Here is a 25,322-nt window from a genome sequence, read left to right as displayed (position 1 = left end):
TCCTTACAAAGACCAATACGGATGGCCTTACGATTACAATACGCGATCGGGGTGTAGGTATTCCCCCGAAATTAGTTGCCCAGATCTTTCAGCCTTTTTTCCGGGTGCATGATCGTAACCAGCCCAGCGTAAAGGGATTCGGCTTAGGGCTGAGCTATGTACAACGCATTATTCAATCCCACAACTGGACAATCTGGGTAAAAAGTGAAGTGGGGCAAGGTAGTGAATTCATGATTCAGGTCCCCCCTTCTTCACTCCTATCGCCGAATGAAACGGCTAGTTAGGGGATAAATCAAATCAGAGGTGTTAGAAAGTTAAACGGTCATTGTCCGTTCATCTACTGATGATTGACAATGACCGTTTAACTTTCTAACCTATACGGTTTTAAAACCCTATATGTTTACGAAATTCTTATTTGGCATTCATACTCTGCGCTGCCTTCGTTACCCGCATCACACCATTCATCATACGCCAGTGACCTGGGAATGTGCACACAAAAGGATAATCACCGGGCGTACTTGGAGCCGTGAATTTGAGCCGATACGTTTGGTCTGGATTGACTAAAGGTGTAGCGGCAATAACCTGAGCAATAGCAGGTACATAGTTTTTCTCAGCTCCGTCTTTTGCAGTGATCAGTTTGTCGGCAGCCGCCCCAATGATCTCCATGCTTTTGGGTTTACCAATAACCAGATTGTGCTGCATAGCGTCAGGGTTTTCCAGTACAATCTCAACCTGCTTACCGGCCGTTACGGTAAATTCTTTTTTGTCGTAGCGCATTTCTTCACGTACCGTTTTCATACGCACTACTTCCACATTAGGATCAACAGGAGCCTCTTTCGTTAGTCCCCAGGCATCGTAAAGGCGGCTTAAGCGTTCGCGATTTTCGGTTGAAACGGAGCTGGTTAAACTAGCTAAGAACGACTTGTCGACGTCCTGAACAGTCGCTTTTTGTTTCATATTCCATCCTTCCGATACACCTTTTACAATAGCTTCGCCCTGCGCTGCCGCTACCTTCTGGCTTTGCCGAAGTAACGCAATCACGGAATCTACAGGCGCAACCGATGCATAACTACGCGTGGCACGTTCGAGGGTGTAAGCGCTCAGGCTTTGCGGAGCCCGGTACGTCAGCGTTTGGGTAGCGTTGTTGTTTTGCTCGTTACCTTCAGCAATTTTATTCTCTCGGTCGAGCATGGCTGTAAGCGTATATTGCCCGGCACGCTCAAAGGTTACGCCCATATCGCCCACCCAGGGACCATTGTTCGATTTACTAATGGTAACAGTTTCTCCGGGTTTGATACCCTTATCGTGTGTTACACTCACAAAATCAATCTTTGCCCCTTCAGCCGCCCCTTTCGGTCCTTCTACTCGTACCGACAGCGGAATGGGTGTTCCTTCGGGAATAGACACGCCACCCACATTTGTCACATCAACAAACAGACGAACACCCTCACGAACAAAAGGTGACTCCGGCGTTGTACGAATGGCGGCAATAACAAGGTCAGGCAAGTTCGATGATGAATTAGCCTGTGTAGACGCAGCTGCCGTTACAGTAGCCGACGTTTTTTCCATGTCCGCATGATTATGAGCCGCCATGTCATGCGTTGCTTTTGCGGGCGCGTTCGTAGCGAGTTGCTTCAGGTAGGTTTTCAGCAATTGCCCATTCTGGCTTGTCAGAACAGCCGCAAACGCTTCGGGTAACCAGCGATCATTTACCTCAGTTCCCTTTTCAAGTCGGGCCAGGATGGCCTGTTGCGTGGCCTGACTCTGGGGAAGTTCAGATAACTTCAACAGAGCATTCAGTACCACTAATGGCTCCGTATCAGTCAGTGCCCCCAATAGCGCATCCGCTGCTTCTGGTTTAGGCGGCATTACCTGTATAGCCGTTTTACGAACCGCAGGTGCGGGGTGTTTTAGGGCATCTGCTAACGCAATAGAAACAATAGTCGAACCGTCCAGCATGTTCAATCCTTGCAAGGTCCACAACGCGTGAATAGCGGCCGGATTATTAACAATTTCATCCACCGACCGGTCATTTACCAAAGCGATCAGTTGTGGAAACACATCTTTATTATTCCGTTCGATGAGCAACCGCTGGGCCGTCATTCGCCAGAACATATTCGTGTTTTTCAGGGCTGCCACCAACTCATCAGGGCGGTCTTTACTCAACGTCATCGGTGTATAGGCTGGCGCATTTTTGTAGCCAACGCGGTAAATCCGACCGTGGGTGAAATCGCGGAGTGGCGTTTCGTAAGCGTTACCAGATCCATTGGTGGCGCCCTTTGGCGTGGGGTTATGCTGAATAATGTAGCTATACCAGTCTACTACCCAAACGGCCCCATCGGGACCAACTTCAGCAAATACAGGTGCAAACCACTCATCGGCTCCAGCTATCAGGTTGAAGCCATCGGCATCTTCAAAATTAGTACCGCTTTTCTGCATCACGTTCTGGTGCAGAATATGGCCCGTTGGTTCTGCCACAAAGGCAACTGTATTCCAGTATTTTTTCGGGAAAGCGCGGGCGGTATAAAAATTATGCCCGGCTGCTGCTGTAAATCCGCCAAACACATCCACCTGCCGTACTTTTTCAGTAATGGGCTTCATGTCTTTGTGCGTATCGGTGCTGCGGCTACCATTTTCACGCAAGTGAGGAGCTCCATTAAAGTACCGATTCGGAATGGCCATGTACCAACCGTGCGAATTATTGGCTGTAGACCCAAAAATATCGCCGGTTTCCTTAAAGCCTAACCCCCAGGTATTGTTCGAGGTGCTGGTCATGTATTCAAGCTTCGAGCCATCCGGCTTAAACCGGAAGAATCCCTGGCTGAACTTCACACTATCAGCCCCGATTTTTCCTTTAAAACCAGAATAGCCAACACTGCCCCAAATCCAGTTATCGAACCCGTAATGCAGGTTGCTTGGCCCAGCGTGCGTATCGAACGTACCAAAACCGGTGAAAACAATTTTCTTCACATCGGCCTTGTCATCCCCATTGGTATCCTGCAAAAACAGCATATGTGGTGCCTGTGAAACATATAAACCCCCATTTCCAAACGCCATTCCGGTTGGGATACTTAGGCCTTCGGCGAAGTTGGTAAACTTATCGGCTTTGCCATCTTTATCCGTGTCCTCACAAATAACGATGTAATCAGATCCACCTTCGGGCTTGCGTTCGTTCGGGTAATCTTTCGTAATGAGTGCGTAGAGTCGTCCGCGCTCGTCCCAGGCCATGGCAATCGGGTGCATCACGTTGGGTTCGTGCGCAAACAGGTCGAGGGTAAAATCGACTGGCACCTGAATATGTTTCATCGACTCTTCCGGCGAGAGAGGATTCTGCTCTAATTGAGGCCCAGGGCGTTTTTCGTAGTTAGGAAGATTAGCATCATGGTACGTAAATGCCTGTGGTTTTAAGTCATCGTGCAGTTTTTTGACGTCATCACCCACAGCCCATAAAATACCGCGCTCAAGCAGTTGCTGAAAACCAGGCTGTAGCCAGGTGCGCTCGTCATGACCATAAGCGGTGTAAAACACGCGTCCTTTGCCGTATTGTCGAGTCCAGGTGTAGGGTTCTTCCGATACGCCTGTCCGGTTGGCCGCTGCCATGTCTTTTGCCTGATCAGCCTTAATCTCGCGAACCGCCAGCACGTTATTATCAGCTTGCAGATGGCTGTGTAAGTACGTTTCGTCGTATGCCTTAAAGGAAGGCAGACCAGCTACAATTGGGCTGTTTGGCTGGGTGAACCGCGTTTGAATGGTATCCATTCGATGCCGCCAGAACTGCCCACCAACCACTTTGTCGACGTAATCGGTTGAGTTTCGGAAACACCAGGACGCACAATGCACGGGAATGATCCCTTTCCCGGATGCGACATAATCCAGCATTGCTTTTTCCTGCGGCTTTGGAATACTGTCCCAGTTGGCATAAATCAGCAAGCCATCGTATTTATTCAGGTTTTCGGTATTCAGATCCTCCAGCTTATCGGTGTAGGTAAAGTTGATGCCTTTATCGCCTAGAGCGGCCATAATTTCAGGCACCCGTTCGATTGGCTTGTGATGACCATTATCGCCCAGAAACAGAATTTCTATCCGGCGTGGTTTTGTCCCGCGTGAATTCGCAGACTCCTGACGGACACTTGTGTTGGGAGCCGACTGGCGGGCGCATTGGGCAAAGACGGTTGCGAGCCCAATAAGTATGAGTAGCTTTTTCATGGTTTTTTAAACGCAAAGGGCGCAAAGGATTCGCAGAGAGCGCAAAGGACTTGCTATATATTCTTCGCGTTCTCTGCGAATCCTTTGCGCCCTTTGCGTTTAAAAATTTATTCGTTAAAATCTGGTAATTGAATCAACTTCCCACCCTGCAACGCTGATTCATGCGCCAGGATACCCACGCTCGTCCAGTTAGCCGACTGAGCCGCATTCGGGAAGGGCTCACGGTCTTCGACAATAGCCGATAAAAACTCATTCACCATGTGCGGGTGCGAACCACCGTGGCCACCACCCTGCGTAAACGACAGGTGTTGCTGCTCATCAGCATCGTATACGCCTTTGGTTGTGAAGCGCTGAATGGGCTCCGGTAACAAATGCGCGTAATCCGGTACGGTTACTTTCTCAGGAATTTCCGGCTCTGGCTTTTTGGCGGTATGAATCACCGGTTGCTCTTCTTCAATGAGTTGCCACTCGAATGATTTTTTATCACCGTACACCTCAAAACTCTCGCGATACTGACGCGCTACGTCGAACAGTGACCGATAGACATAAGCGGACAAGTCGCTGTTCTTAAACTTAATATGGGCCGATTCAACCGCAAATGGCGAATTGTGAATCTTAGCCAGTTCCTCCCGAATTGTTCCCGAACCAAAGCAGGACACATAATCGGCTTCGAGCTTGAGTAATCCGGCCACCGGGCCAACGCAGTGCGTGGCATAGTGCATGGGCGGTAATCCAGGCCAATAGTCAGGCCATCCGTCCATGTCCTGTTGGTGACTGGCCTTCAGGAACTGTACTTTGCCTAACTGCCCTGTTTCGTATAACTCCTTGACAAACAGAAACTCGCGACTATACACCACGGTTTCCATCATCATGTATTTCTTACCGCTTTCCTTAGTCGCTTTCACGATTTCCAGACATTCCTCAACCGTAGTGGCCATCGGAACTGTACAGGCCACATGCTTACCAGCCCGCAGCGCTTTTAGGCTTTGCTCGGCATGATTCGGAATCGGCGAGTTAATATGAACCGCATCGACGTTCGGATCGGCGAGCAGTTCGTCGTAGTTACTGTAGCGCTTTTCAATGCCATACGCATCGCCGATTTCGTTTAGTTTTTCGACGTTACGCTGGCAAATGGCGTACATGTTTGCGTTTGGATGACGCTGATAAATCGGAATAAATTCGGCCCCAAAGCCCAAGCCAACAATAGCGATATTTAGTTTCATTGTAGTACCGACCGTCCCAGTCGGCTGGAAGGTTTATGATTTATAGTCTGTTACCCACTAAATGGTCTACGGCATCGGTAGTTGGCGTTAGTTGGCTTTTTATAAATGCCAGCCCATCTACCGCCAACTGCTCCGGCGACTCGAACATGGGCCTGAAAATATGCGTAGCGGCTGCAAGTTCAGGTGGATTTGGGCCAAAGGCTTCAATGGCAATCGGCCCATCGTAATCAACTTCCTGTAAAACACCAAATACCTCATCGAAATTGATATGACCCTTTCCAGGTGTGGAACGGTCATTTTCCGAAATCTGGACGTGAACCAGGTAAGGCGCTACTTTCCGTAAGGCATCACCGATGTTTTTCTCCTCCATATTTGCATGGAACGTGTCAAATGCAGCCTGGCAATTCGGGTGGGCAACGGCCTCAACGTAACGAACAAGATCATCTACGCAAGTGAGCAGGTAGGTTTCAAACCGATTGAGATACTCTATAGCCAATGTAACACCTTGCGCTTGGGCGTGTTCGGCTACCTCACGCATTCCGGTTACCGACCAGTTCCATTCCTCTTCCGTAGCTGGCTTACCCGTAAATGTTTTGAATCCTGCGTATAAAGGCCCCATCAGGATGGTAGACCCAACCGCTTTTGAGCAATCGACAATTTGTTTAAGGTAATCAACCGCGGCCCGACGTACAGATGCGTCTGGACTAATAAGGCTATGCTCGTGGCTGCATATTGTACAGGACTGAACGCCTAAGTCCAGCGCTTTTAATTGCTCACCTAAACGCTGCCACTTTTCCAGATTAGCAGGCGTACCGCCCGGCTCATTGATGGGGACTTCAACAAAATCAAAACCGCTCGTTTTCAGGAACGACAACGTATCGGACAAATTTTCGTCCATTGTCATCGTCCATACGAACATATTCATTCCTATCTTATTCATATTGCTTCTGTGGAAAATTACACAAATCTAATCAGTAGTAAAATTCAAGGTGTAGCTTTTATTGGCCAATACCGACTATATTTTTACACGAATCAGTGGGTTTAATCGTTATTTACGTTAAAAAGAAGTAATTGAATGAAACAGCCCCTTCGTAAAGATCTTGAACCTGTTGCGGCTTCATTCACAGTGAAAGAATTGGTGGAGCCTCACTTTGACCCAAACTGGCATTTTCACCCACATTATCAGTTATTTCTGGTGGAGGAAGGAACCGGTACGCGTTTTATTGGCGATTCTATAAAACCCTTTGGTCCAGGCGATCTGGTTTTTCTGGGCCCCAACCTGCCCCATCTCTGGCGAAGCGATCAGGCGTATTTCGACAGGCAGTCGAACCTCAAGACCAAAGGAATTGTGGTGTATTTCACGGGAGATTTCCTCGGAACTACTTTTTTTGAACAGCAGGAGATGGCTCCGTTGCGGCAGTTGCTTGGCCATGCCCGGCAGGGGTTAGAGTGGAATGGCCCCACCCGCAACCGGGCTGCGGCTGCTCTGCGCCATCTAACCCTACAGCCGATTACCTTTGGCCGTATTCTGAGTTTGCTAACGCTGCTGAATGATCTTTCGTACGCTACCGATTATCAGTATCTGACCAGTGCGGGCTACACAAATACGGTTAAGCCCACCGAAACCGACCGTATGCAGTTGGTCCATGATTATGTACTAGGGCACTTCCCTGACGATCTCAGTCTGGATCGGGTTGCGGATCTGGCCGGTATGACATCCCCTGCTTTTTGCCGCTACTTTAAAGCTCGTGCCAACAAAACCTTCTCCGAATTTGTCTCCGAAGTCCGAATTGGTCATGCCTGTAAGCTCTTGATGAGTGGTAAATTATCAATCACTCAAATCAGTTTTGAGAGCGGCTTTCGAACCTTATCGAACTTTAACCGGCAGTTCAAGGACATTACGGGTCAGACGCCGTCAACCTATGTAAAAACGTACCGGCAGTTTCAGTAAAAGTATACAAAATAAGATTTTGTAGTTACTTTTATAGGACTATGAAATCCCGCCGTAAATCATTTTCGATTAGTCAATACGATAAGATCGTTAAAGAAAATTTAGAAGCTGCTATTCCGGCATTAGTTAAGCGCCTTCTACGCATTCATGCTGCTGAATTAGAGGAACTACCTGATGAACTCCATCATACCAAAGAACGTAAACCAGATGCGCTCAAACGTATTCGAGATGTTAACGGTAAGACATTTGTACTGCATCTGGAATTCCAAGTAGCCGATGACCCCGATATGATTTATCGTATGGGGGAATACTGTGTCATGCTCGCCAGGGCTTATCGAATCCCGGTTCGACAATACGTCCTTTTTATGGGAGATAAACTCCCTAAAATGCACACAGAACTCAATATGGGGGATTCTATTATCCGTTATAATCTAGTGTCTTTCCAGCAGTTTAATCATGATCTATTTCTAAGATCTGATAAACCAGAGGAAATTCTGTTTGCACTTTTAGCTGATTATGGGCAACAATCGCCCGAAATTATTTTGGAGAGTATAATAAATCGAATTCATGCAACGGCAACTGGGTCATTGGCGTTTGAAAGATATATTAGCCAGTTGCGGGTTTTGGTTCAACTACGTAAATTACAATCAGTTTTAGAAACTGTTATGGAGAAATTAACACAATATTTTAAAGAGCAGGAGGATCCTTTCTATAAAAAGGGAGAACGTTTAGGGTTTAGTCTAGGCCTTGAAAACGGCAAAAAACAAGGAATCGAGCAGGGCAAGTCTAGTAAAGAACGTTTAGTAGTCTTAAATCTACTCAAAGAAACGAGCCTGTCGACACAGGAGATTAGCCGATTGACTGAGGTATCTATCAGCTTTGTTGAGGCATTAAAAAAAGAGTTGATGGCATAATAACTTTATACCACCAACTCTCTATACGAGAAAACATTACCCTAGTATATGGTCGTTGTTCCAACCGGCTGCCGTACGGATACTCCCTCCAGAATAAACGAAAGTAAATCGTCATTCAAACGATCTTTCTGAGTCACGAACAGACCATGAGGTTCGCCTTCATACACAATATATTGAGCGGTTGGCAGCGCGTTAGCTGTTCGTTCACCTGATGCTTCAATGGGTACCGTTTTATCGGAATCCCCGTGAATAATCAAAGCCGGAACCTGAATTTCTGCCAGATCATCACGAAAATCCGTAGTTGAGAATGAAGTAGCACAGTCGAGAGTAGCTTTATGCGATGCTACGTAGGCGCGGGCAAAATCACCATCTAGATGCGCCTGACTAACAGGTTGGCTCAAGAGGCTTACACCATAAAACTGTTTGCCAAACGTTTGAAGGAAATCGGCGCGATCTTTCTTGATGTTGGTGGCAATTTCATCAAAAACCTCCTGATCAACGCCATCGGGGTTATCATCTGTTTTAAGCAGATAAGGTGTTACGGCACTGATGAACGCTACTTTCGAAACCCTAGCCCCGCCGTGGCGACTCATGTATCGAGCGACTTCGCCCCCGCCCATCGAAAATCCGACTAATGTCACATTTTGCAGGTCTAATTCATCGAGTACCGCTTTCAGATCGTCGGCCAGTGTGTCATAATCATAGCCATCCCAGGGCTGAGACGATTTACCAAACCCCCGACGGTCGTAGGCAACCACACGAAGGCCATGAGCAGGTAATTCGGCCAATTGATAATCCCACATTTCGTGGCTCAATGGCCAACCATGAATTAATACAACGGGTGTACCGGTGCCCAGATCCTGATAGAAAAGCTTAATGTCGTTGCCGGATGCATCCGTGCCTGCTTTAATGTAGCTCATAACGCGTTAAATTTGTTTTGTTGAGTTATTCCTTTACTCTATTCAGTTAATAGAACTATAGCTACGAAGAATGGTTTTCGATAGATTTCCCGTTCAATCAGTTTTAATGATAATTGTATCATTCTTCCATGAGGCAATGGCTAATCGCCCGTCTAGTGAACCAACCTGATGCATTGGGCATCTGCTGACTGGCTTTCGTAAAGCCCTCAATCTCAATTGTTAATTATTATTACAAGAGAATAAAATTCTGATTATCAACCATATAGCACTCAAAAGGTCAGATTGCACATTTCTTCATTTACAAAACCAAAAGGCCACCCCACAAATGGCGATTTTGGCTAGGTTAAACTTATATTTACCAGCTAAAAACCCAACCAAAGGGTATAGCGCGTAGAATGGCCGTAAAGAAATCTGAATTATATAGCTCACTTTGGGCAAGTTGCGATGAGTTAAGAGGGAGCATGGATGCCAGTCAATACAAGGACTATGTACTGGTCATGCTGTTTATGAAGTACGTTTCCGATAAGAAAGACCCGCTCATTGACGTAAAAGAGGGAACCAGCTTCTACGATATGCTCAAATTTCGGGGCAAGAGCAGTATTGGAGATGACATCAACAAAATTATTGGAGCGTTTGCCGATAATAATATCTTCTTAAAAGATGTCCTTGTTGTCGATTTCAATGACGACGCTAAACTTGGTAGTGGTAAAGACAAAGTAGATCGTCTGACAAACCTGCTCAACATCTTCAATAAACCCGAATTGAATTTCGGGGGGAATCAGGCCGAAGGTGACGATTTGTTAGGTGATGCTTACGAGTATCTGATGCGGCACTTCGCCACCGAAAGCGGAAAAAGTAAAGGTCAATTTTATACCCCAGCCGAAGTTTCCCGCATTATGGCCGAGGTGGTGGGCATTCGTCAGTCAAAAAGCCAGTCCGAATCGTTGTATGACCCCACCTGCGGTTCAGGCTCTCTACTACTGAAAGCCGCTGCCCTGGCCCCGCATGGCATTGACATCTACGGACAGGAGAACGACAACGCTACCCGAGGTTTGGCGGTCATGAATATGTGGTTGCATAACTTCTCCGATGCCGACATCAAGCAGGGAAATACCTTAGCAGCCCCACAATTTACGGATGACAAAACGGGCGAACTGCAAACCTTCAATTATGCCGTATGCAATCCACCCTTCAGTTATAAATCGTGGATGAACGGGCTCGATCCGTTGAACGATGTTTATAAGCGGTTCGACATTGTGGCCACGGCCCCACCTAAAAAGAACGGAGATTTTGCCTTTTTACTGCACATAATCAAATCCCTGAAATCGACCGGCAAAGCCTGTATTGTGTTGCCGCTGGGCGTACTGTTTCGGGGCAATGCGGAATCCGATATTAGAAAGAAACTCATTCAAAAGGTACATCAAAGGCATTATTGAGCTCCCACCTAACTTGTTCTACGGGACGGGTATTGCCGCTTCGCTCATTATACTAGATAAGGAAGGCGCTAAAGAGCGGGATCATATTTTTATGATTGATGCCAGCCGGGGCTTCATCAAGGACGGCAACAAAACCGGCTTCGGGAGCAGGACATTCACAAAATTGTGGACACCTTCAACAATAGTCTCAAAACGCCGAAGTACGCCCGCAACATTCCAATAACTGACATTGCCGACCCTAAAAACGACTATAACCTCAATATCCCCCGCTACATCGACAGCCAGGAGCCGGAAGATATTCAGGATATTGAGGCCCATTTGCTGGGCGGTATTCCCAAACGCGATATCGACGCACTCGATGCCTACTGGACGGTTTATCCAAGCTTAAAACAGCATTTGTTCAAGCCCGTTGACAGCCGCCCCAATTATTATCAACTCAACATCCATAGCGCCGATATCAAAGACAGCATTTATAACCATCCTGAGTTTACCGCTTTTGGCAACCAGATGAATACCGTTTTTGACCAGTGGCGAACCGACCTCACTACCTATGCCAAAGCACTGGATAAGGGCCTACACCCCAAGCGTGAAATCCATCGGATATCGGAAACGCTGCTGAAGCAATACGACAACAAACCGCTGACCGATAAATACGCGATGTATCAGCACCTGATGGACTATTGGGCCGACACCATGCAGGATGATTTTTATGAACTGGCTACCGATGGCTGGGCGTCTGGCAATGAAGTGAAACGCATTGCCAAGAAGATAAAAAAGGGCGATAAGGAAACTGAAAAACAGGTGCCCGGCATTGGCGGGCTCGAAGGACGACTGATACCCCCTGCCTTGTTGATTCAACTTTACTTCACTGCCGAGCAAAACGCCATCGACACGCTGGAAGCCCAGGCCGAAACCCTACTCGCTACGATGGACGAACTCCGCGAAGAACATGGCGAAGAAGGCGGTTTACTGGAAGACGTTATCGACGATAAAGGCAAAATCAGTAAGGCGGCTATTCAGAAACGGTACAAAGAACTGACTTCCCTGTTCAGCAACGACGACGATGCCGCCGACGAACTGGCGATGCTGAAACGTTACAAGCAACTGATGGACGACGAAGCCGATACCAAAGCCGCCATCAGAAAGGCGCATGACGCGCTGGAAACCAGCGTCATTGCTCAATATACCAAGCTGACAATTGACGACATAAAAGCCGCCGTCGTAGAAGCGAAGTGGATGGCCGCCCTTGAGCAACGCATCCGTACCGAAATGGACAACATCAGCCACCGGCTAACCCAACGCATCAATGAACTAGCCGACCGCTACGAAACGCCATTACCCCAATTGGAAAACGACGTTGATGTTCTAACTACTAACGTGGAAAACCATTTAAAACAAATGAATTTCACATGGTAGAAGAACTGGAACAAACGGCGTTTAAGCAAACGGAAGTTGGCGAGATTCCGAGTGATTGGGAAATAAAGCCTATTGAAGAACTTGCAATTAAGGTTGGTAGTGGTAAAACGCCAACAGGCGGTGAGCGAGTTTATAAAACAGTAGGAAGACCTTTTGTAAGAAGTCAGAATATCGGTTGGGGAGAATTGTTGCTCGAGGACATTGCGTTTATTGATGATCAAACACACAACTCGTTCAGCGGAACAGAAATAAAAGAAAATGATGTTTTTTTAAATATTACAGGTGCTTCAATTGGTAGAAGTTCTATTGCAAATCACATGCTGATTGGTGGTAATGTAAATCAGCATGTTTGTATTATCCGGCTTGAAATAGATAAAAATGAGCCACAATATTTGAATCATTTTTTATTGTCTAGCGCAGGACAGAAACAAATTAATGATTTTCAAACAGGTGGAAACAGGCAAGGTTTAAATTTTAGCCAAATCAAATCCATCCTTCTCCCACTTCCCCCCACCCTCGCCGAACAAACCGTCATTGCCACCGCCTTAACCGATGCCGACGCGCTCATTACCCAATTAGAAAAACTCATTGCCAAGAAAAAAGCCATCAAGCAAGGGGCTATGCAGGAGTTGCTTACAGGTAGGCAGCGAATCAATGGCTTTACAGATGAATGGATAGAAGAGCCGCTTTTGAACGTCTGTTGGTTTCAAGAAGGCCCAGGCTTAAGAAATTGGCAATTTACAAGCTCAGGAATGAAAGTTATCAATGTGACAAATCTTGAGAATGGATATTTAAATCTTGACAAAACGGATCGATACATATCTATGGAGGAATTCAATAGGGTGTATAAACATTTTGAAATTGAAGAGCGGGATATTGTGATAGCAAGTTCGGGTAACAGCTATGGTAAAATTTCGGTAGTGAGAAAACAAGACTTGCCTTTAGTAATGAACACAAGCGTTATCAGATTTAAGCCTTTAAGAGATATTGACTATTATTTTCTATTAGCTTTTTTGAAATCATCTTTTTTCAAAGATCAGATTGATTTATTAATAACTGGAGGAGCACAACCAAATTTTGGCCCCGCACATTTAAAAAAAGTTTTTATAAAAGCGCCCAAAACAAAAGAAGAACAAGCGTGTATTGGGCAAATCCTGTCAGACATGGATGCCGAAATTGAAAAGCTAGAGCAACGGTTAGAAAAACTACGATTGTTGAAACAGGGCATGATGCAGGTTTTACTTACGGGTAGAATCAGGTTACTTACGACTTGATTGTCTAAATGGATAAAGACCCGCACCCCGAACAGACAATCGTTACCGACATCCGGCAGCTTATTGAAGCCAGTAAACAGAACGTAGCACTGGCCGTAAATGCTGAAATTACATTGTTGTATTGGCATGTCGGTAAACGTATCAATGACAACGTATTGGGCAACAGTCGGGCCGAATACGGCAAGCAGATTGTTGGCTCACTAGCCCAACAATTAACGACTGACTATGGCAAAGGCTGGGGCGAAAAACAATTGAGGCAGTGCATGCAGTTTGCCCTCATTTTTCCGGACGAGAAAATTGTATACGCACTGCGTAGCCAATTGAGCTGGACCCATCTGAGGGCCATCATGTATATAGATAACCCGCTAAAACGGGATTTTTATATTGAACTCTGTAAGTTGGAACGGTGGTCGTCGCGGCAATTGCAGGAGCGCATCCAATCCATGCTCTACGAGCGCACGGCTATCAGCAAAAAGCCCGAACTCACCATACAAAACGATCTGGCGTTACTCCGCAACGACCAAAAACTCAGCCCCGACCTCGTTTTTAGAGACCCTTATTTTCTGGACTTCCTCGGCCTATCCGACACTTATTCCGAAAAAGACCTCGAAACCGCCATCATTGTCGAGTTGCAACGCTTCATCATCAAAATGGGAAGCGATTTTGCCTTTATGGCCCGTCAGAAACGCATCACCATCGACAACCGCGATTATTACATCGACCTGCTTTTTTACCACCGTCGGCTGAAATGTTTGGTCGCCATTGATTTAAAAATTGGTGAGTTTGAGGCTGGATACAAAGGCCAGATGGAGCTGTATCTGCGGTATCTGGAAAAGCATGAACAGCTAGAAGGTGAGAACACGCCCATTGGCTTAATTCTCTGCACAGGCAAAAACGAAGAACATATCGAGCTACTGCAACTAGACAAAAGCAACATCCGGGTAGCCGATTATTTAACCGTCTTACCCTCTCAACAACTATTGCAGGAAAAGCTGCACAAGGCCGTAGAAATTGCACACCAAAAAATGAATAGAAATGAACAGTAGCTCTAGCCTGACCTATTTTGAAGATTTAGCCGCTACGGGTATGACCTGCCCGCACGAAGATGCGTTTGTTCCCAATGGGGAACGCGTATACTATCGCAAATTGAAATCAACCCCTGCTTCATCGGATTGTTTTTTGCCTACGCCAATCAATCCAGCGCGCCCCCTTCCTAAAGAATGCGATGCCTGCGTGCAAAAGTCCGTATCAGTCTTCGATTCTAAAGAGGAGCTAATAATTGCCTTAAAAATTCAGGCTGGAAAAGGCAAAAAGTATCTAATAGGAGAAGTAAAGTTACGACCTGAGGATGGTATGCTTAAAAAGACCTTCAGCCCAGGCCATCACTCATGGTGGCGTTCAGCCAAATTCGATATAAATACCGTCACCATTCAGGAAATACAGCGATGAAGCTCGACGTTGTTCGCTATCTCTATTATTACGAAGTACCTACGGTCATTTTCTGTCAGGACGATCGCCGGCACAACTTCATTTTCTGTCTGTTCACAGAAGAGCCTTACACGTATATCGGCAAAAAAGTCAGCCTCGAAGAACTAAGTTTATTTTTCGAAGGAACAATGGATTTAAAGCCCATTTACGAAAATCAGCAAACCAATTTTTATCTCGGCAAATACGACCCTGAAGGCGAGTTTAGTGCCACCCTATATCGAGGGCCCTACGGCGAAGACCTTTTGCCCGACGATGGCCTGGTGCTGATATCCCTTGAAAAAGACTTAGCCGCTTCGCTTAAGAAAGATATCATCAACCGAATGATCAATGGCTCTTCTGAATCCATCATAGGCCAATCAGAACGAAAAACCCAGGATCGAGTAAAGCTGCTCATGCAACTCGAATTGGGGTATCGGGATCTAGGTAACTGGCAAGATCGTGATAACAATAGCAACGTAGAGGAAGGCATCCTGAAAGATTGGTTGCTGAACAAGAAAAAATACAACCCAACTTTGGTAAATAAAGCCATTTATGAACTAACCAAAGTAGCAAGCCAAAGCCGTAACCTACCCGACGTTAACAAAGAAGTGTACTCCCTGCTTCGGTATGGTAAAACGGTGCAGTCTGAAATCGGGCAGCAAAAAGAAACCATTGAGTTCATTGATTGGGAACATCCACGGGAAAACGATTTTGCCATTGCCGAAGAGGTGACCATTCGGGGCCTTCACAAAAAACGGCCAGATATTGTACTGTATGTCAACGGCATTGCCCTGGGTGTTTTGGAATTGAAACGTAGCACCGTTTCCATTTCCGAAGGCATTCACCAGAATTTAGATAATCAGAAGCACATCTTCATCAAGCCGTTTTTCAACACCATTCAGTTCGTGATGGCCGGAAACGACAATGAGGGCCTTGCCTATGGTGCTATCGATACCAAAGAAAAATACTTTTTAAAATGGAAAGAGGTAACCGAGCAAAAAGACAAAGACTATCCGCATTTGCTGGATATTACCAAAGCCATTCGAGATAAAGCCGATCAATACGAGTATCGGCTGGATAAGCACATCATTCAACTACTCAACAAAGATCGTTTTCTTGAGCTGATTCATGACTTTATCGTGTTCGACGGCGGCCAGAAGAAGTTTTGTCGTCCCAATCAGTATTTCGGCGTTAAATCAGCCCAGGATTTTATTCGGCGTCGGGAAGGGGGTATCATCTGGCACACACAGGGAAGCGGCAAAAGCCTGACTATGGTTTGGCTTACCAAATGGATACGCGAATACAACCCCAACGCTCGGGTGCTGATCATTACCGACCGCGACGAGCTGGACGAGCAAATCGAAAAGGTCTACCAGGGCGTTCAGGAAAATATCTACCGCAGTACAAGCGGGCAGGATCTGCTCGCTAAGCTCAACGATACATCGCCCTGGCTACTCTGTTCACTCATTCATAAGTTTGGCGACAAGGAAGACGACAGCGATCAAGCCATTGATGCGTATGTGCAGCAGTTAAAAAGCAGTATTCCCCGCGACTATCAGGCAAAAGGTGATATCTACGTATTTGTCGATGAGTGTCACCGTACGCAGTCGGGCAAGTTGCACGACGCCATGAAGGAGTTTGTGCCTAACGCCCTGTTCATTGGTTTTACCGGAACACCCCTATTGAAATCAGCCAAGCAAACGAGTCTGGAAGTGTTTGGTCGGTATATTCACACCTATAAATTTGATGAGGCCGTTTCTGACAAAGTAGTACTCGACCTACGCTACGAAGCCCGCGACATTGAGCAAAAGCTAACATCGAGCAGCCGCATTGACGAGTGGTTTGAATTAAAAACCCGTGGCCTCACCAACTTTGCCAAAGCTGAGCTAAAACAGAAATGGGGTACCATCAAAAAAGTATTCAGCAGCAAATCCCGACTAGAGAAGATCGTGATGGACATTATGCTGGATATGGAGCGCAAGGAACGGCTGCAAAACGGCAACGGGAATGCCATGCTGGTGTCAGACAGTATTTACAACGCCTGTCGCTATTATGACTTGTTTCAACAGGCAGGGCTGAAAAACTGTGCTATCGTCACCTCGTTTGTCCCGAACTACAAGGACATCAAAGGCGAAGAAACAGGCGAAGGCCATACCGAAAAACTACAGCGTTTCGAGATATACCGGAACATGCTGGCTACTTATTTCAACGAAGATCCTGAAACGGCACTCCATAAAGTTAACCAGTTTGAGACCGAAGTCAAGAAAAAGTTTGTGAATGAGCCCGCACAGATGAAGCTATTAATCGTTGTCAATAAGCTACTTACGGGTTTCGACGCACCGTCGGCAACCTACTTATACATCGATAAAAAGCTACGGGATCACGGTTTATTTCAAGCCGTTTGCCGCGTTAATCGACTTGGTGGCGACGACAAAGACTACGGCTACGTCATTGATTATATGGACTTGTTCAAGAGTCTGGAACAAGCCTTTAATGATTACACCTCCGAAGCCTTCAGCGGCTATGAGAAAAAAGATATTGACGGTTTATTGATGAACCGGCTACAAAAAGGCAAAGAACGACTAGACGAGGCCATTGAGGCTATCAGCGCTTTACTCGAAGCCGTTGACCCACCTCAAGACACGTTAGCCCATATTCGGTATTTCTGTGGAAAGGATACTGAAAATCCCGACGAAATTAAAGATACCGAACCACGTCGTGTGCTCTTGTACAAGTTAACCATCTCTCTCATTCGGGCCTATGCCAACATTGCCGATGAAATGAAGGAAGCCGGGTATACGGAGAAGGAAGCCGAAAAGATTAAGGCCTATAGCAAACACCTCGAAACTGTACGGAAAGAAATCCAACTGGCCAGTGGCGATTACATTGACTTGAAGCAATTCGAGCCTGCTATGCGTCATTTAATCGACAGTTATATTGGTGCAGAAGAGAGCAGTGTACTTGCCAACTTTGATGATTTTAGTCTGGTGGAGCTGTTGATAAAAAAAGGCAAAGATGCCCTTGACGATTTACCAAAAAACATCAAAGAAAACCCCGAAGCAATGGCGGAATCCATTGAGAACAATCTGCGAAAAGTAATCATTGAGGAAAGCCCTGCCAATCCGGTGTATTACGAGAAAATGAGCGTGCTGTTGGATGAGCTTATTAAGATGAGAAAAGAGACCACACTGGAGTACGGAACGTATTTGCAGCAAATCATCGACTTATCGAAGAAAGTTAAACGAACTAACACGGCAAAAGACTATCCGACCTCATTAACAACAGTTGCAAAGCGGGACTTATACGACAACTTAGGCAGGAACGAAGGGCTAGCTAATGAGTTAAATGAAGCGATAGTAAGAACAAAAAAGGACGGTTGGAGAGATAATCCCCAGAAATCGAAAGCGGTACGATTTGCGCTAACTGATGTGCTAAAAAGGTATGACATTACAGAAGATCAGGAAATTCATCGAATTTTTGACATCGTTAAAAATCAGTCCGAGTATTAATGGAGCAAATCACCATCAGCAATATTGACATAGATGTCGTCAGAAAGAAGATTAAAAACATTCACCTGGCGGTTTATCCACCAACTGGGCGAGTGCGTATTGCAGCACCGTTAACTGTAGATGACGATGCTATCCGTCTATTCATCATTTCAAAATTAAGCTGGATAAAACGCAACCAACGGAAGTTTGAAGCACAGGAACGCATATCAAAACGAGAGTATAAACAGCGAGAAAGTCATTACTTCAAGGGTAGACGATATTTACTAAATATCATTGAGACAAAAGGAAAGCAACGAGTAGAAATTAAAAACAAAAAATTACTCAACCTATACGAAAGGCAAAATACCTCCACCATGAAACGCCATGAAATACTTACAGAATGGTATCGGGATGAACTTAAAAAACAAATTCCGTCAATTATTCACAAGTGGGAGAAAGTACTAAATGTCAACGTAGCTGAATGGCAAGTAAAACAAATGAAAACCAAATGGGGCTCCTGTACTATTGAGAAGAAGCGAATCTGGATAAACCTTGAATTAGCAAAGAAGCCTGAACAATGCCTAGAGTATATTATCGTCCATGAAATGGTCCACTTGCTAGAAAGACTCCATAATGAGCGATTTCTCTATTTCATGGAAACTTATTTGCCAAGCTGGAAACAATTCAAAACAGAGCTGAATCGACTACCTGTCAGTCATGTAGACTGGAGTTATTAAAGCTCCAATCTATATCAAAACCCCCTGAAATACCTCATCTAAGCGAGACACAGGCCTAATATGGATTTTGTAGCCCTTGGTATCCAGGCCCTTCATGTTGTACTTGGAAATAAACATCTGTTTAAAGCCCAGTTTTTCGGCTTCAGCAATGCGGGATTCTATCCTGCTCACTGCTCGCACTTCGCCCCCAAGACCAACTTCAGCAGCAAAGGCCACCGATGGCGGAATGGCAATGTCTTCGTAACTCGATACGATAGCCGCGCAAACGGCCAGATCAATGGCAGGGTCTTCCACACGTAAACCACCTGCTATATTCAGGAAAACGTCCTGCTGACCAAGCCGAAACCCACCTCGTTTTTCCAGGACAGCCAGCAGCATATTCAAGCGTTTAGCATCAAAGCCTGTACTACTACGTTGCGGTGTGCCATAGTTGGCCACGCTTACAAGGGCCTGGGTTTCAATCATGAGAGGGCGATTCCCTTCCAGCATTGAGCCAATCGTGACGCCACTTAGTGCTTCATCACGTTGCGAAATCAGAATTTCGGATGGGTTAGTAACTTGGCGTAGGCCACTACCCAGCATTTCATAAATACCTAATTCGTCGGTGCTTCCAAAACGGTTTTTAGTGGTTCGTAGAATTCGGTAGGTGGTGTGTCGGTCGCCCTCGAAAGTCAGTACAGTATCGACCATGTGTTCCAGCACTTTCGGGCCGGCCAAGGACCCCTCTTTGGTAATATGGCCAATCATGAACACCGGCACACCTGATTCTTTGGCATATTTCATAAACTCAGCCGTGCATTCACGAACCTGCGAGACACTACCCGCCCCCGATTCCACCAATGACGATTGCATGGTCTGAATCGAGTCAATAATCAGGACTTCGGGCTCAAAATGCTCTACCACCCGAAAGATATTTTGGGTAGAGGTTTCCGTCATCACATGGCAATCGCTGGTAGGTGCATCCAGGCGTTCGGCCCGCATTTTTATCTGCTGCTCACTCTCCTCACCCGACACGTAAAGTACACGCATGCCCGCTAAGCTGAGCGCAATTTGAAGTAACAGTGTGGATTTCCCGATACCAGGTTCTCCACCAATAAGCACCAGTGAGCCTGCCACAATACCTCCGCCGAGTACACGGTTCAGTTCAAGATCAGTCGTCCGAACACGCGGCTGTTCTTCATAATTAATGGCATGGATTGCTTTCGGCTTAGCTGCAATTTTAAGTCCGCCTGGGCTAGATGAGGGACTTCGCCAGCCGCCTTTCTCGGGTTCATCTTTCTGAACGAGCTCCTCCACAATTGTATTCCACTCACCACAGGCTGGGCAGCGACCCATCCATTTAGCAGACTGATGCCCGCAACTCTGACAGAAATAAGTAGTCTTTAATTTAGCCATTTTATCAGTTAACAGAAAGCAAGAGAGCGCATTTCAGCAAACCGCATCAGCAATTCTACTTTTGACCGGTTAAACCTTTTTGCTAACCTTTTATCCAACCCGCATCAGGAAAAATACGGACACTTTTTTGCGGATAACTGCTCACTTTATCAACGCCGTTTGCTCGAAAATAGTTGGCTTTCTGTACCGTATTGGCCCAATTTCCGTTTAACAATCAATACTATAATTTACAACCATCTATGAAAAAAATCCTGCTTTTCGCTGCATTAACGTTTCTGCCTGCCTTGGTATTTGCCCAGGGCTTCCAGATTGGTATCAAAGGAGGGGTCAACCTCTCCAAGCTTACTTTTGGCGATTTCGTTTCAACAGGCACAAATACCAATGGATCACCCAATGTTAGCGTTGATGGTCAAACGTTTCGAAATAATTTACAGGCTAGCCTAGACAGCAAAATGGGTACATCTTTCGGGATATACATGCGTTTTGGTCGCAATTTATTCATACAACCTGAGCTTCTGTATTCTACCCGATCAGGTTCATTTAGTGTCATTCGAAATGGACAAACCGAAATATCGACGGTGAAAACAACCAGTTTCGATGTGCCTTTACTGCTGGGCATTAAAGGTGGTCCCATCCGAATCGTTGCCGGCCCGGTAGCTTCATTCAGAATCAACGACAATCAGTCTTTAGGCGATGCACTGCACCAATACACCAATGGGTCATTGAATGACGCCTGGGCACAGGCCTATTATGGATATCAGGTAGGTGGTGGGCTGGACATCGGCTCGTTTGGGCTCGATGTTCGCTATCAGGGGAATATCTCAGATATTGCCGAAATTAAAGACAGTGGTGCCAAATTCAGTCAGGGTATGAAGTCGTGGCAAATTACACTTGCCTATCGGCTCTTTTAAAGTTAGTTCAGTAAATAAAGAAGGTGTAGTAAGTGAAATAAGTCGATAAGCTAATGCGTAATCTCGCGTTGTACTTACCAACTTATTTCACTTACTACACCTTTACTGAACTAATCGACTAACTCTTAGTTATACAGCCGCTGCCAGTATTGGGCAAGTTGTACAGAAATATCTTTCATACGTCGACGCGAAATAGCCACCTCACGCCCATCAGCTAAGCGTACCTGACGATCCCGGTTGAAGATGCTCCGTTGTACATAAGCCAGATTGACGATATATGATTTGTGAATACGCAGGAACATGGCTCCGTCCAGCGTTTTTTCAAATTCTTTAAGCGTTTTCGATACTAAAAATCGTTTCCGATCACGGGTATGCAAAAATGTGTAGTTGCCCTCTCCCTGAAGACATAAAATATCGTCTACAGAAATAAAGATTGTCCGATTCAGGTAAGGCAATGCAATGCGCTGAGCACTACGTTGATAAGAAGATGGAAAATGAGGAACAACCAAAAGTGGCTGAGCGGGTGAGAAAATTTTGGCTTCCATGGTAAAGAGTAGTTTTGGTTCGGCTTTTTAGCTCCTGATTGATGAAACAAAACTACTTTATGCCCACTGGTTCAAAAAAAATAGCCTGATCAACAAGGGCCAACAAAAGCTGTCAACCAGTTGTTAATCAGACCATTACGAAGATAATTCGTATACTCTTTGAGTGAATTTACCCACCCTATTGCGTAAAACTACGTACTTGGCACGTGTGTGATTTTGCGCGACAATTTTCGGAAAAACCCCACCACTTCAATTAAACCAACGCTACGGGCTGAAAACTCCGGATTCGATCGATGAACATCTGTGCCCGCCGACGAGAAATTTTCACTTGCTGACCATCAGTCAATTCAAGTTCCCCTTCTTTTTTCACAAAAAACTTACGGACAAAACCAAGGTTTACAATGCATGATTTATGTACCCGAACAAATGCCTGACCATCTAATAAGGTTTCATATTCTTTAAGCGTGCGCGAGACCAGCATTTTGGTACCATCTTTCAGAAAAAATTTGGTATAGTTACCACACCCTTCCAATCGCACAATTTCATCAACAGATACTGTGCGTTTACGATCATAAAATGGGATGAGCAATTTCTGTAAACAGGCTGAATCGGCAATTTTTTCCACACTATTGTGGAAAGGCATAGACAGTGTATCAAAAATGGAGTCGTTAGCGAATGCGTTCATAATCGTTTGGTTATGTGATTGATTAGTAGTAGTTATGGGTTGATATTCAGTTATTTACTCCACCGATCCACATACCGGATTTACTGATTATCATGTATTCCCCATGGAATCAATCTACAAGAATCAGTCCTACTTAGTTAACTGTATCCATATAAATCGCTCCAGTATTATAACTGATTAATATTCAGTATAATTTTACCGTTTACTCAACAAATATAAAATAAATTCGTTACCCTATTTCCAAATTATAACCAGTTAGGGTTTGAGGTATCCGCTGGCTATACAAATCAGAGTCTTACCCAACAGATTCGTATGCTCTTCTCAGTTTTGCCTACCTTTGTGCCAGCGAATAGCGAAACGAGTTGCGTATGCTGGATAAAGTAAAAGATCTCCACCTCGAGATTGACCAATACAACATTACGTCGCCGGAACAATTAGAACAGTTCCGAATGCGATTTATCAGCCGTAAGGGTGTTATTACGGAGTTGTTTGAACAACTCAAAAGTGTTCCACAAGCAGACCGGCGAACTGTTGGTCAAGAATTGAATGGCCTGAAAAACCTGGCTCAGGAGCGATTTGACGCTTTTAGCCAGCTAATTGATGAGCAGCGAACAGCCGCCAACAGTGCTCCACCTGTTGATCTGACGCTACCAACCATTCCTAATCTGACCGGTACACAGCATCCACTCAGCCTGGTTCGGCAGCGGATAATTCAGATTTTTGAACGGATTGGTTTCAACGTTGCCGACGGCCCCGAGATCGAATCGGACTGGTACAACTTTGGCGCACTTAACTTCCCCGACAATCACCCGGCCCGCGATATGCAGGATACGTTCTTTGTCGAGAAAGCAACTTCTGGCGAAACCTCGGCCGATATGCTCCTACGAACGCATACCTCCAACGTACAGATTCGGCTGATGGAGCGACAGAAACCTCCCATCCGATCTATTATGCCGGGGCGCGTTTATCGGAACGAAACCATTTCGGCACGGGCCCACTGTATGTTCCATCAGGTGGAAGGTATCTACATTGATCGCAATGTCGGTTTTAAAGACTTGAAAGATACCCTCTATCATTTCGTAAAGGAGCTGTTCGAGCCCGGAACGCAGATTCGTTTCCGTCCGTCGTACTTCCCATTTACGGAGCCCAGTGCAGAAATTGACATTTCGTGTCAGATTTGCGGGGGCAAAGGGTGTAACATCTGTAAGCACTCGGGCTGGGTCGAAATCGCCGGATCGGGTATGGTTGATCCACAGGTAATTGCCAATTGTGGAATTGACCCCGAAGAATATACCGGCTTCGCTTTCGGAATGGGTATCGAGCGTATTACGCAATTGAAATACGTTGTGAATGACCTACGACTTTATACCGAAAACGACGTACGGTTCCTGCGCCAGTTTGAAGGACTTTAACTGAAGGAGGAAAGGGAGGAGGGGGAAGAAGGGGAGAAAAGGAATATAACATTCACCCATTCCTCCCCTTCTTCCCCCTCCTCCCTTTCCTCCCCCTTTTATGTCTCCCATCCGCCTTTCTGATTTAGCGTTTACACTCGAAGCCGTTATAGACGAAGCGTTCGGGCAGAAAGCCGTTTGGGTGGTAGCCGAAACGAGTGACATCAAGAATTACCCCGACCGGGGCTACTGTTTTCTGACACTGGTAGAGCGGGAATCGGCTGGACGCGAGACGCTGGCTAAACTCGATGCCTGTATCTGGCGTAGAAACTACCACACCATCGGTGCTTTTGAGCAGGCAACGGGCGTGGCTTTCGCCCGTAATATTCAGCTCTTATTGCTGGTATCGGTGAGTTTTAGTCCGGTGTATGGGTTGCGGCTGGAGATTCTAAAAATTGATCCGTCTTATACGCTCGGGAATCTTGAACGTGAACGACAGGCTGTTCTTGACTCGCTGGTACAGAATCATCCCGAACTTATCTGGATCGAAGCCGGTCATTATATAACCGCTAATCAGTTGGTAGCGCGGCCGATTGTCATGCAACGACTCGCCTTGATTACCGCTCCCAATTCGGATGGATGGCGTGATTTCAGACACGAGTTGGCGCAGAACCCATTTGGCTATGATTTTGTCGTTGATGAGTTTCTGACGCAAGTGCAGGGGCAAGGAGCCGAACGTGCTATTTGCGGACAATTGGAGCGCATTCGCAGCAGTGGTATCGCCTACGATGCGGTTGTGATTGTGCGAGGTGGCGGTTCTCAACTGGATTTTGGTTCCTTTGATACATACCTGATGGGCGAAACAGTAGCTGGTTTCCCCATTCCCATTCTAGCCGGGATTGGCCATGAACGCAACGTCAGCATTACGGATTTGCTTTGCCATCAAAGTGTAAAAACGCCTACGAAAGCAGCCGCGTTTCTTATTGAACATAACCGACAATTTGAAGCAACCTGCCTGCAACTGCACGAACGATTAAGGGTAGTTGCCCGCGAAGCCATGCAAACGGCTCGGGAAAATTTAGATCGTGAAACGGAACGACTTCGCTTTGCCGGTCATACATATTTCCGGGAACGCCACACAGATTTGACTGAGAAAGCCGTTACCCTACGGCACCTCGACCCGTCTAATGTTCTTCGTCGTGGCTATGCGCTTTTGCTCCGGAACGGTCGGATACTAACACAAACCTCTGGTATTCAATCCAACGAAACCCTGCAGGTGCAACTACATGACGGAAGTATTCAGGTAGTAGTGAGCGGATAGTAGCCACTTTCATCTAACTACTCTTGATTAACGACTGACTAC

At 46.0% G+C, this 25,322-nt stretch carries 18 protein-coding genes and 1 pseudogene; 12 read left to right on the top strand and 7 right to left on the bottom strand.

Going from position 1 to position 25,322, the window contains the following annotated elements:
- Positions 1-284: sensor histidine kinase (locus ACYVGO_RS31895; RefSeq protein WP_460972778.1), on the top strand; the 284-nt coding region annotated here is incomplete at its 5' end.
- A gap of 127 nt (positions 285-411) precedes the next feature.
- On the opposite strand, the gene ACYVGO_RS31890 is transcribed toward ACYVGO_RS31895, so the two are convergent.
- From ACYVGO_RS31890 to ACYVGO_RS31880, 3 genes are all read right to left on the bottom strand, one after another.
- Positions 412-4,206, bottom strand: a complete 3,795-nt coding sequence (locus ACYVGO_RS31890) for a PVC-type heme-binding CxxCH protein (RefSeq protein WP_460972777.1) — start codon at positions 4,204-4,206, stop codon at positions 412-414.
- Between the two features lie 107 nt (positions 4,207-4,313).
- Positions 4,314-5,429, bottom strand: a complete 1,116-nt coding sequence (locus ACYVGO_RS31885) for a Gfo/Idh/MocA family protein (protein ID WP_460972776.1) — start codon at positions 5,427-5,429, stop codon at positions 4,314-4,316.
- A gap of 40 nt (positions 5,430-5,469) precedes the next feature.
- Entirely contained in the window at positions 5,470-6,369 is a 900-nt protein-coding gene (locus tag ACYVGO_RS31880) for a sugar phosphate isomerase/epimerase family protein (protein ID WP_460972775.1), read from the bottom strand.
- A gap of 135 nt (positions 6,370-6,504) precedes the next feature.
- Between ACYVGO_RS31880 and ACYVGO_RS31875 the strand changes: the two genes are divergently transcribed.
- Complete coding sequence (locus ACYVGO_RS31875) at positions 6,505-7,380, top strand: AraC family transcriptional regulator (RefSeq protein WP_142774459.1); 876 nt, start codon at positions 6,505-6,507, stop codon at positions 7,378-7,380.
- Between the two features lie 41 nt (positions 7,381-7,421).
- Positions 7,422-8,294 carry an RpnC/YadD family protein gene (locus ACYVGO_RS31870; protein ID WP_460972774.1) on the top strand — a complete coding sequence of 291 codons (873 nt, stop codon included), beginning with the start codon at positions 7,422-7,424 and terminating at the stop codon, positions 8,292-8,294.
- Between the two features lie 41 nt (positions 8,295-8,335).
- Here ACYVGO_RS31870 and ACYVGO_RS31865 read toward each other — a convergent pair whose 3' ends face one another.
- A complete protein-coding gene (locus ACYVGO_RS31865; RefSeq protein ID WP_142774460.1) occupies positions 8,336-9,214 on the bottom strand; it encodes an alpha/beta fold hydrolase in 879 nt (292 codons plus the stop codon).
- 395 nt (positions 9,215-9,609) lie between these two features.
- Here ACYVGO_RS31865 and ACYVGO_RS31860 point away from each other — a divergent pair.
- From ACYVGO_RS31860 to ACYVGO_RS31835, 6 genes and pseudogenes are all read left to right on the top strand, one after another.
- Positions 9,610-12,066: pseudogene (locus ACYVGO_RS31860) on the top strand (type I restriction-modification system subunit M).
- Positions 12,060-13,340 (top strand): restriction endonuclease subunit S, encoded by a 1,281-nt coding sequence (locus tag ACYVGO_RS31855; protein WP_460972772.1) that lies wholly within the window; start codon positions 12,060-12,062, stop codon positions 13,338-13,340. The pseudogene ACYVGO_RS31860 and the gene ACYVGO_RS31855 overlap by 7 nt, the downstream one beginning before the upstream one ends.
- An 8-nt stretch (positions 13,341-13,348) precedes the next feature.
- The gene (locus ACYVGO_RS31850) at positions 13,349-14,386 is read left to right on the top strand and encodes a PDDEXK nuclease domain-containing protein (protein WP_460972771.1); all 1,038 of its coding nucleotides are present in this window, start codon (positions 13,349-13,351) and stop codon (positions 14,384-14,386) included.
- Entirely contained in the window at positions 14,376-14,789 is a 414-nt protein-coding gene (locus tag ACYVGO_RS31845) for a hypothetical protein (RefSeq protein ID WP_460972770.1), read from the top strand. Before ACYVGO_RS31850 ends, ACYVGO_RS31845 begins: the two co-directional genes overlap by 11 nt.
- Positions 14,786-18,316 carry a type I restriction endonuclease subunit R gene (locus ACYVGO_RS31840; RefSeq protein WP_460972769.1) on the top strand — a complete coding sequence of 1,177 codons (3,531 nt, stop codon included), beginning with the start codon at positions 14,786-14,788 and terminating at the stop codon, positions 18,314-18,316. The genes ACYVGO_RS31845 and ACYVGO_RS31840 overlap by 4 nt, the downstream gene beginning before the upstream one ends.
- Positions 18,316-19,032: a M48 family metallopeptidase gene (locus ACYVGO_RS31835; protein WP_460972768.1), complete on the top strand. Its 717-nt coding sequence runs from the start codon at positions 18,316-18,318 to the stop codon at positions 19,030-19,032. The genes ACYVGO_RS31840 and ACYVGO_RS31835 overlap by 1 nt, the downstream gene beginning before the upstream one ends.
- Before the next feature lie 9 nt (positions 19,033-19,041).
- Here ACYVGO_RS31835 and radA read toward each other — a convergent pair whose 3' ends face one another.
- Positions 19,042-20,427, bottom strand: coding sequence for a DNA repair protein RadA (gene radA, locus ACYVGO_RS31830; protein WP_460972767.1), 1,386 nt, complete (start codon positions 20,425-20,427; stop codon positions 19,042-19,044).
- Between the two features lie 239 nt (positions 20,428-20,666).
- Here radA and ACYVGO_RS31825 point away from each other — a divergent pair, with 239 nt between their 5' ends.
- On the top strand, positions 20,667-21,338 hold the full coding sequence (locus ACYVGO_RS31825; protein ID WP_460972766.1) for a porin family protein: 672 nt from the start codon (positions 20,667-20,669) through the stop codon (positions 21,336-21,338).
- Positions 21,339-21,463: 125 nt separating this feature from the next.
- On the opposite strand, the gene ACYVGO_RS31820 is transcribed toward ACYVGO_RS31825, so the two are convergent.
- The gene (locus tag ACYVGO_RS31820; RefSeq protein WP_460972765.1) at positions 21,464-21,883 is read right to left on the bottom strand and encodes a LytR/AlgR family response regulator transcription factor; all 420 of its coding nucleotides are present in this window, start codon (positions 21,881-21,883) and stop codon (positions 21,464-21,466) included.
- A 253-nt stretch (positions 21,884-22,136) separates the two neighbouring features.
- Positions 22,137-22,568, bottom strand: coding sequence for a LytR/AlgR family response regulator transcription factor (locus ACYVGO_RS31815; protein WP_142774467.1), 432 nt, complete (start codon positions 22,566-22,568; stop codon positions 22,137-22,139).
- A 368-nt stretch (positions 22,569-22,936) separates the two neighbouring features.
- Between ACYVGO_RS31815 and pheS the strand changes: the two genes are divergently transcribed.
- Together pheS and ACYVGO_RS31805 are read left to right on the top strand one after the other, a co-directional pair.
- On the top strand, positions 22,937-23,980 hold the full coding sequence (pheS, locus tag ACYVGO_RS31810) for a phenylalanine--tRNA ligase subunit alpha (protein ID WP_142774468.1): 1,044 nt from the start codon (positions 22,937-22,939) through the stop codon (positions 23,978-23,980).
- Positions 23,981-24,080: 100 nt separating this feature from the next.
- On the top strand, positions 24,081-25,280 hold the full coding sequence (locus ACYVGO_RS31805; protein WP_142774469.1) for an exodeoxyribonuclease VII large subunit: 1,200 nt from the start codon (positions 24,081-24,083) through the stop codon (positions 25,278-25,280).
- Positions 25,281-25,322 lie beyond the last annotated feature (42 nt).

This window comes from Spirosoma migulaei (assembly GCF_054776855.1).
This window is presented reverse-complemented; position numbering and strand designations above follow the sequence as displayed.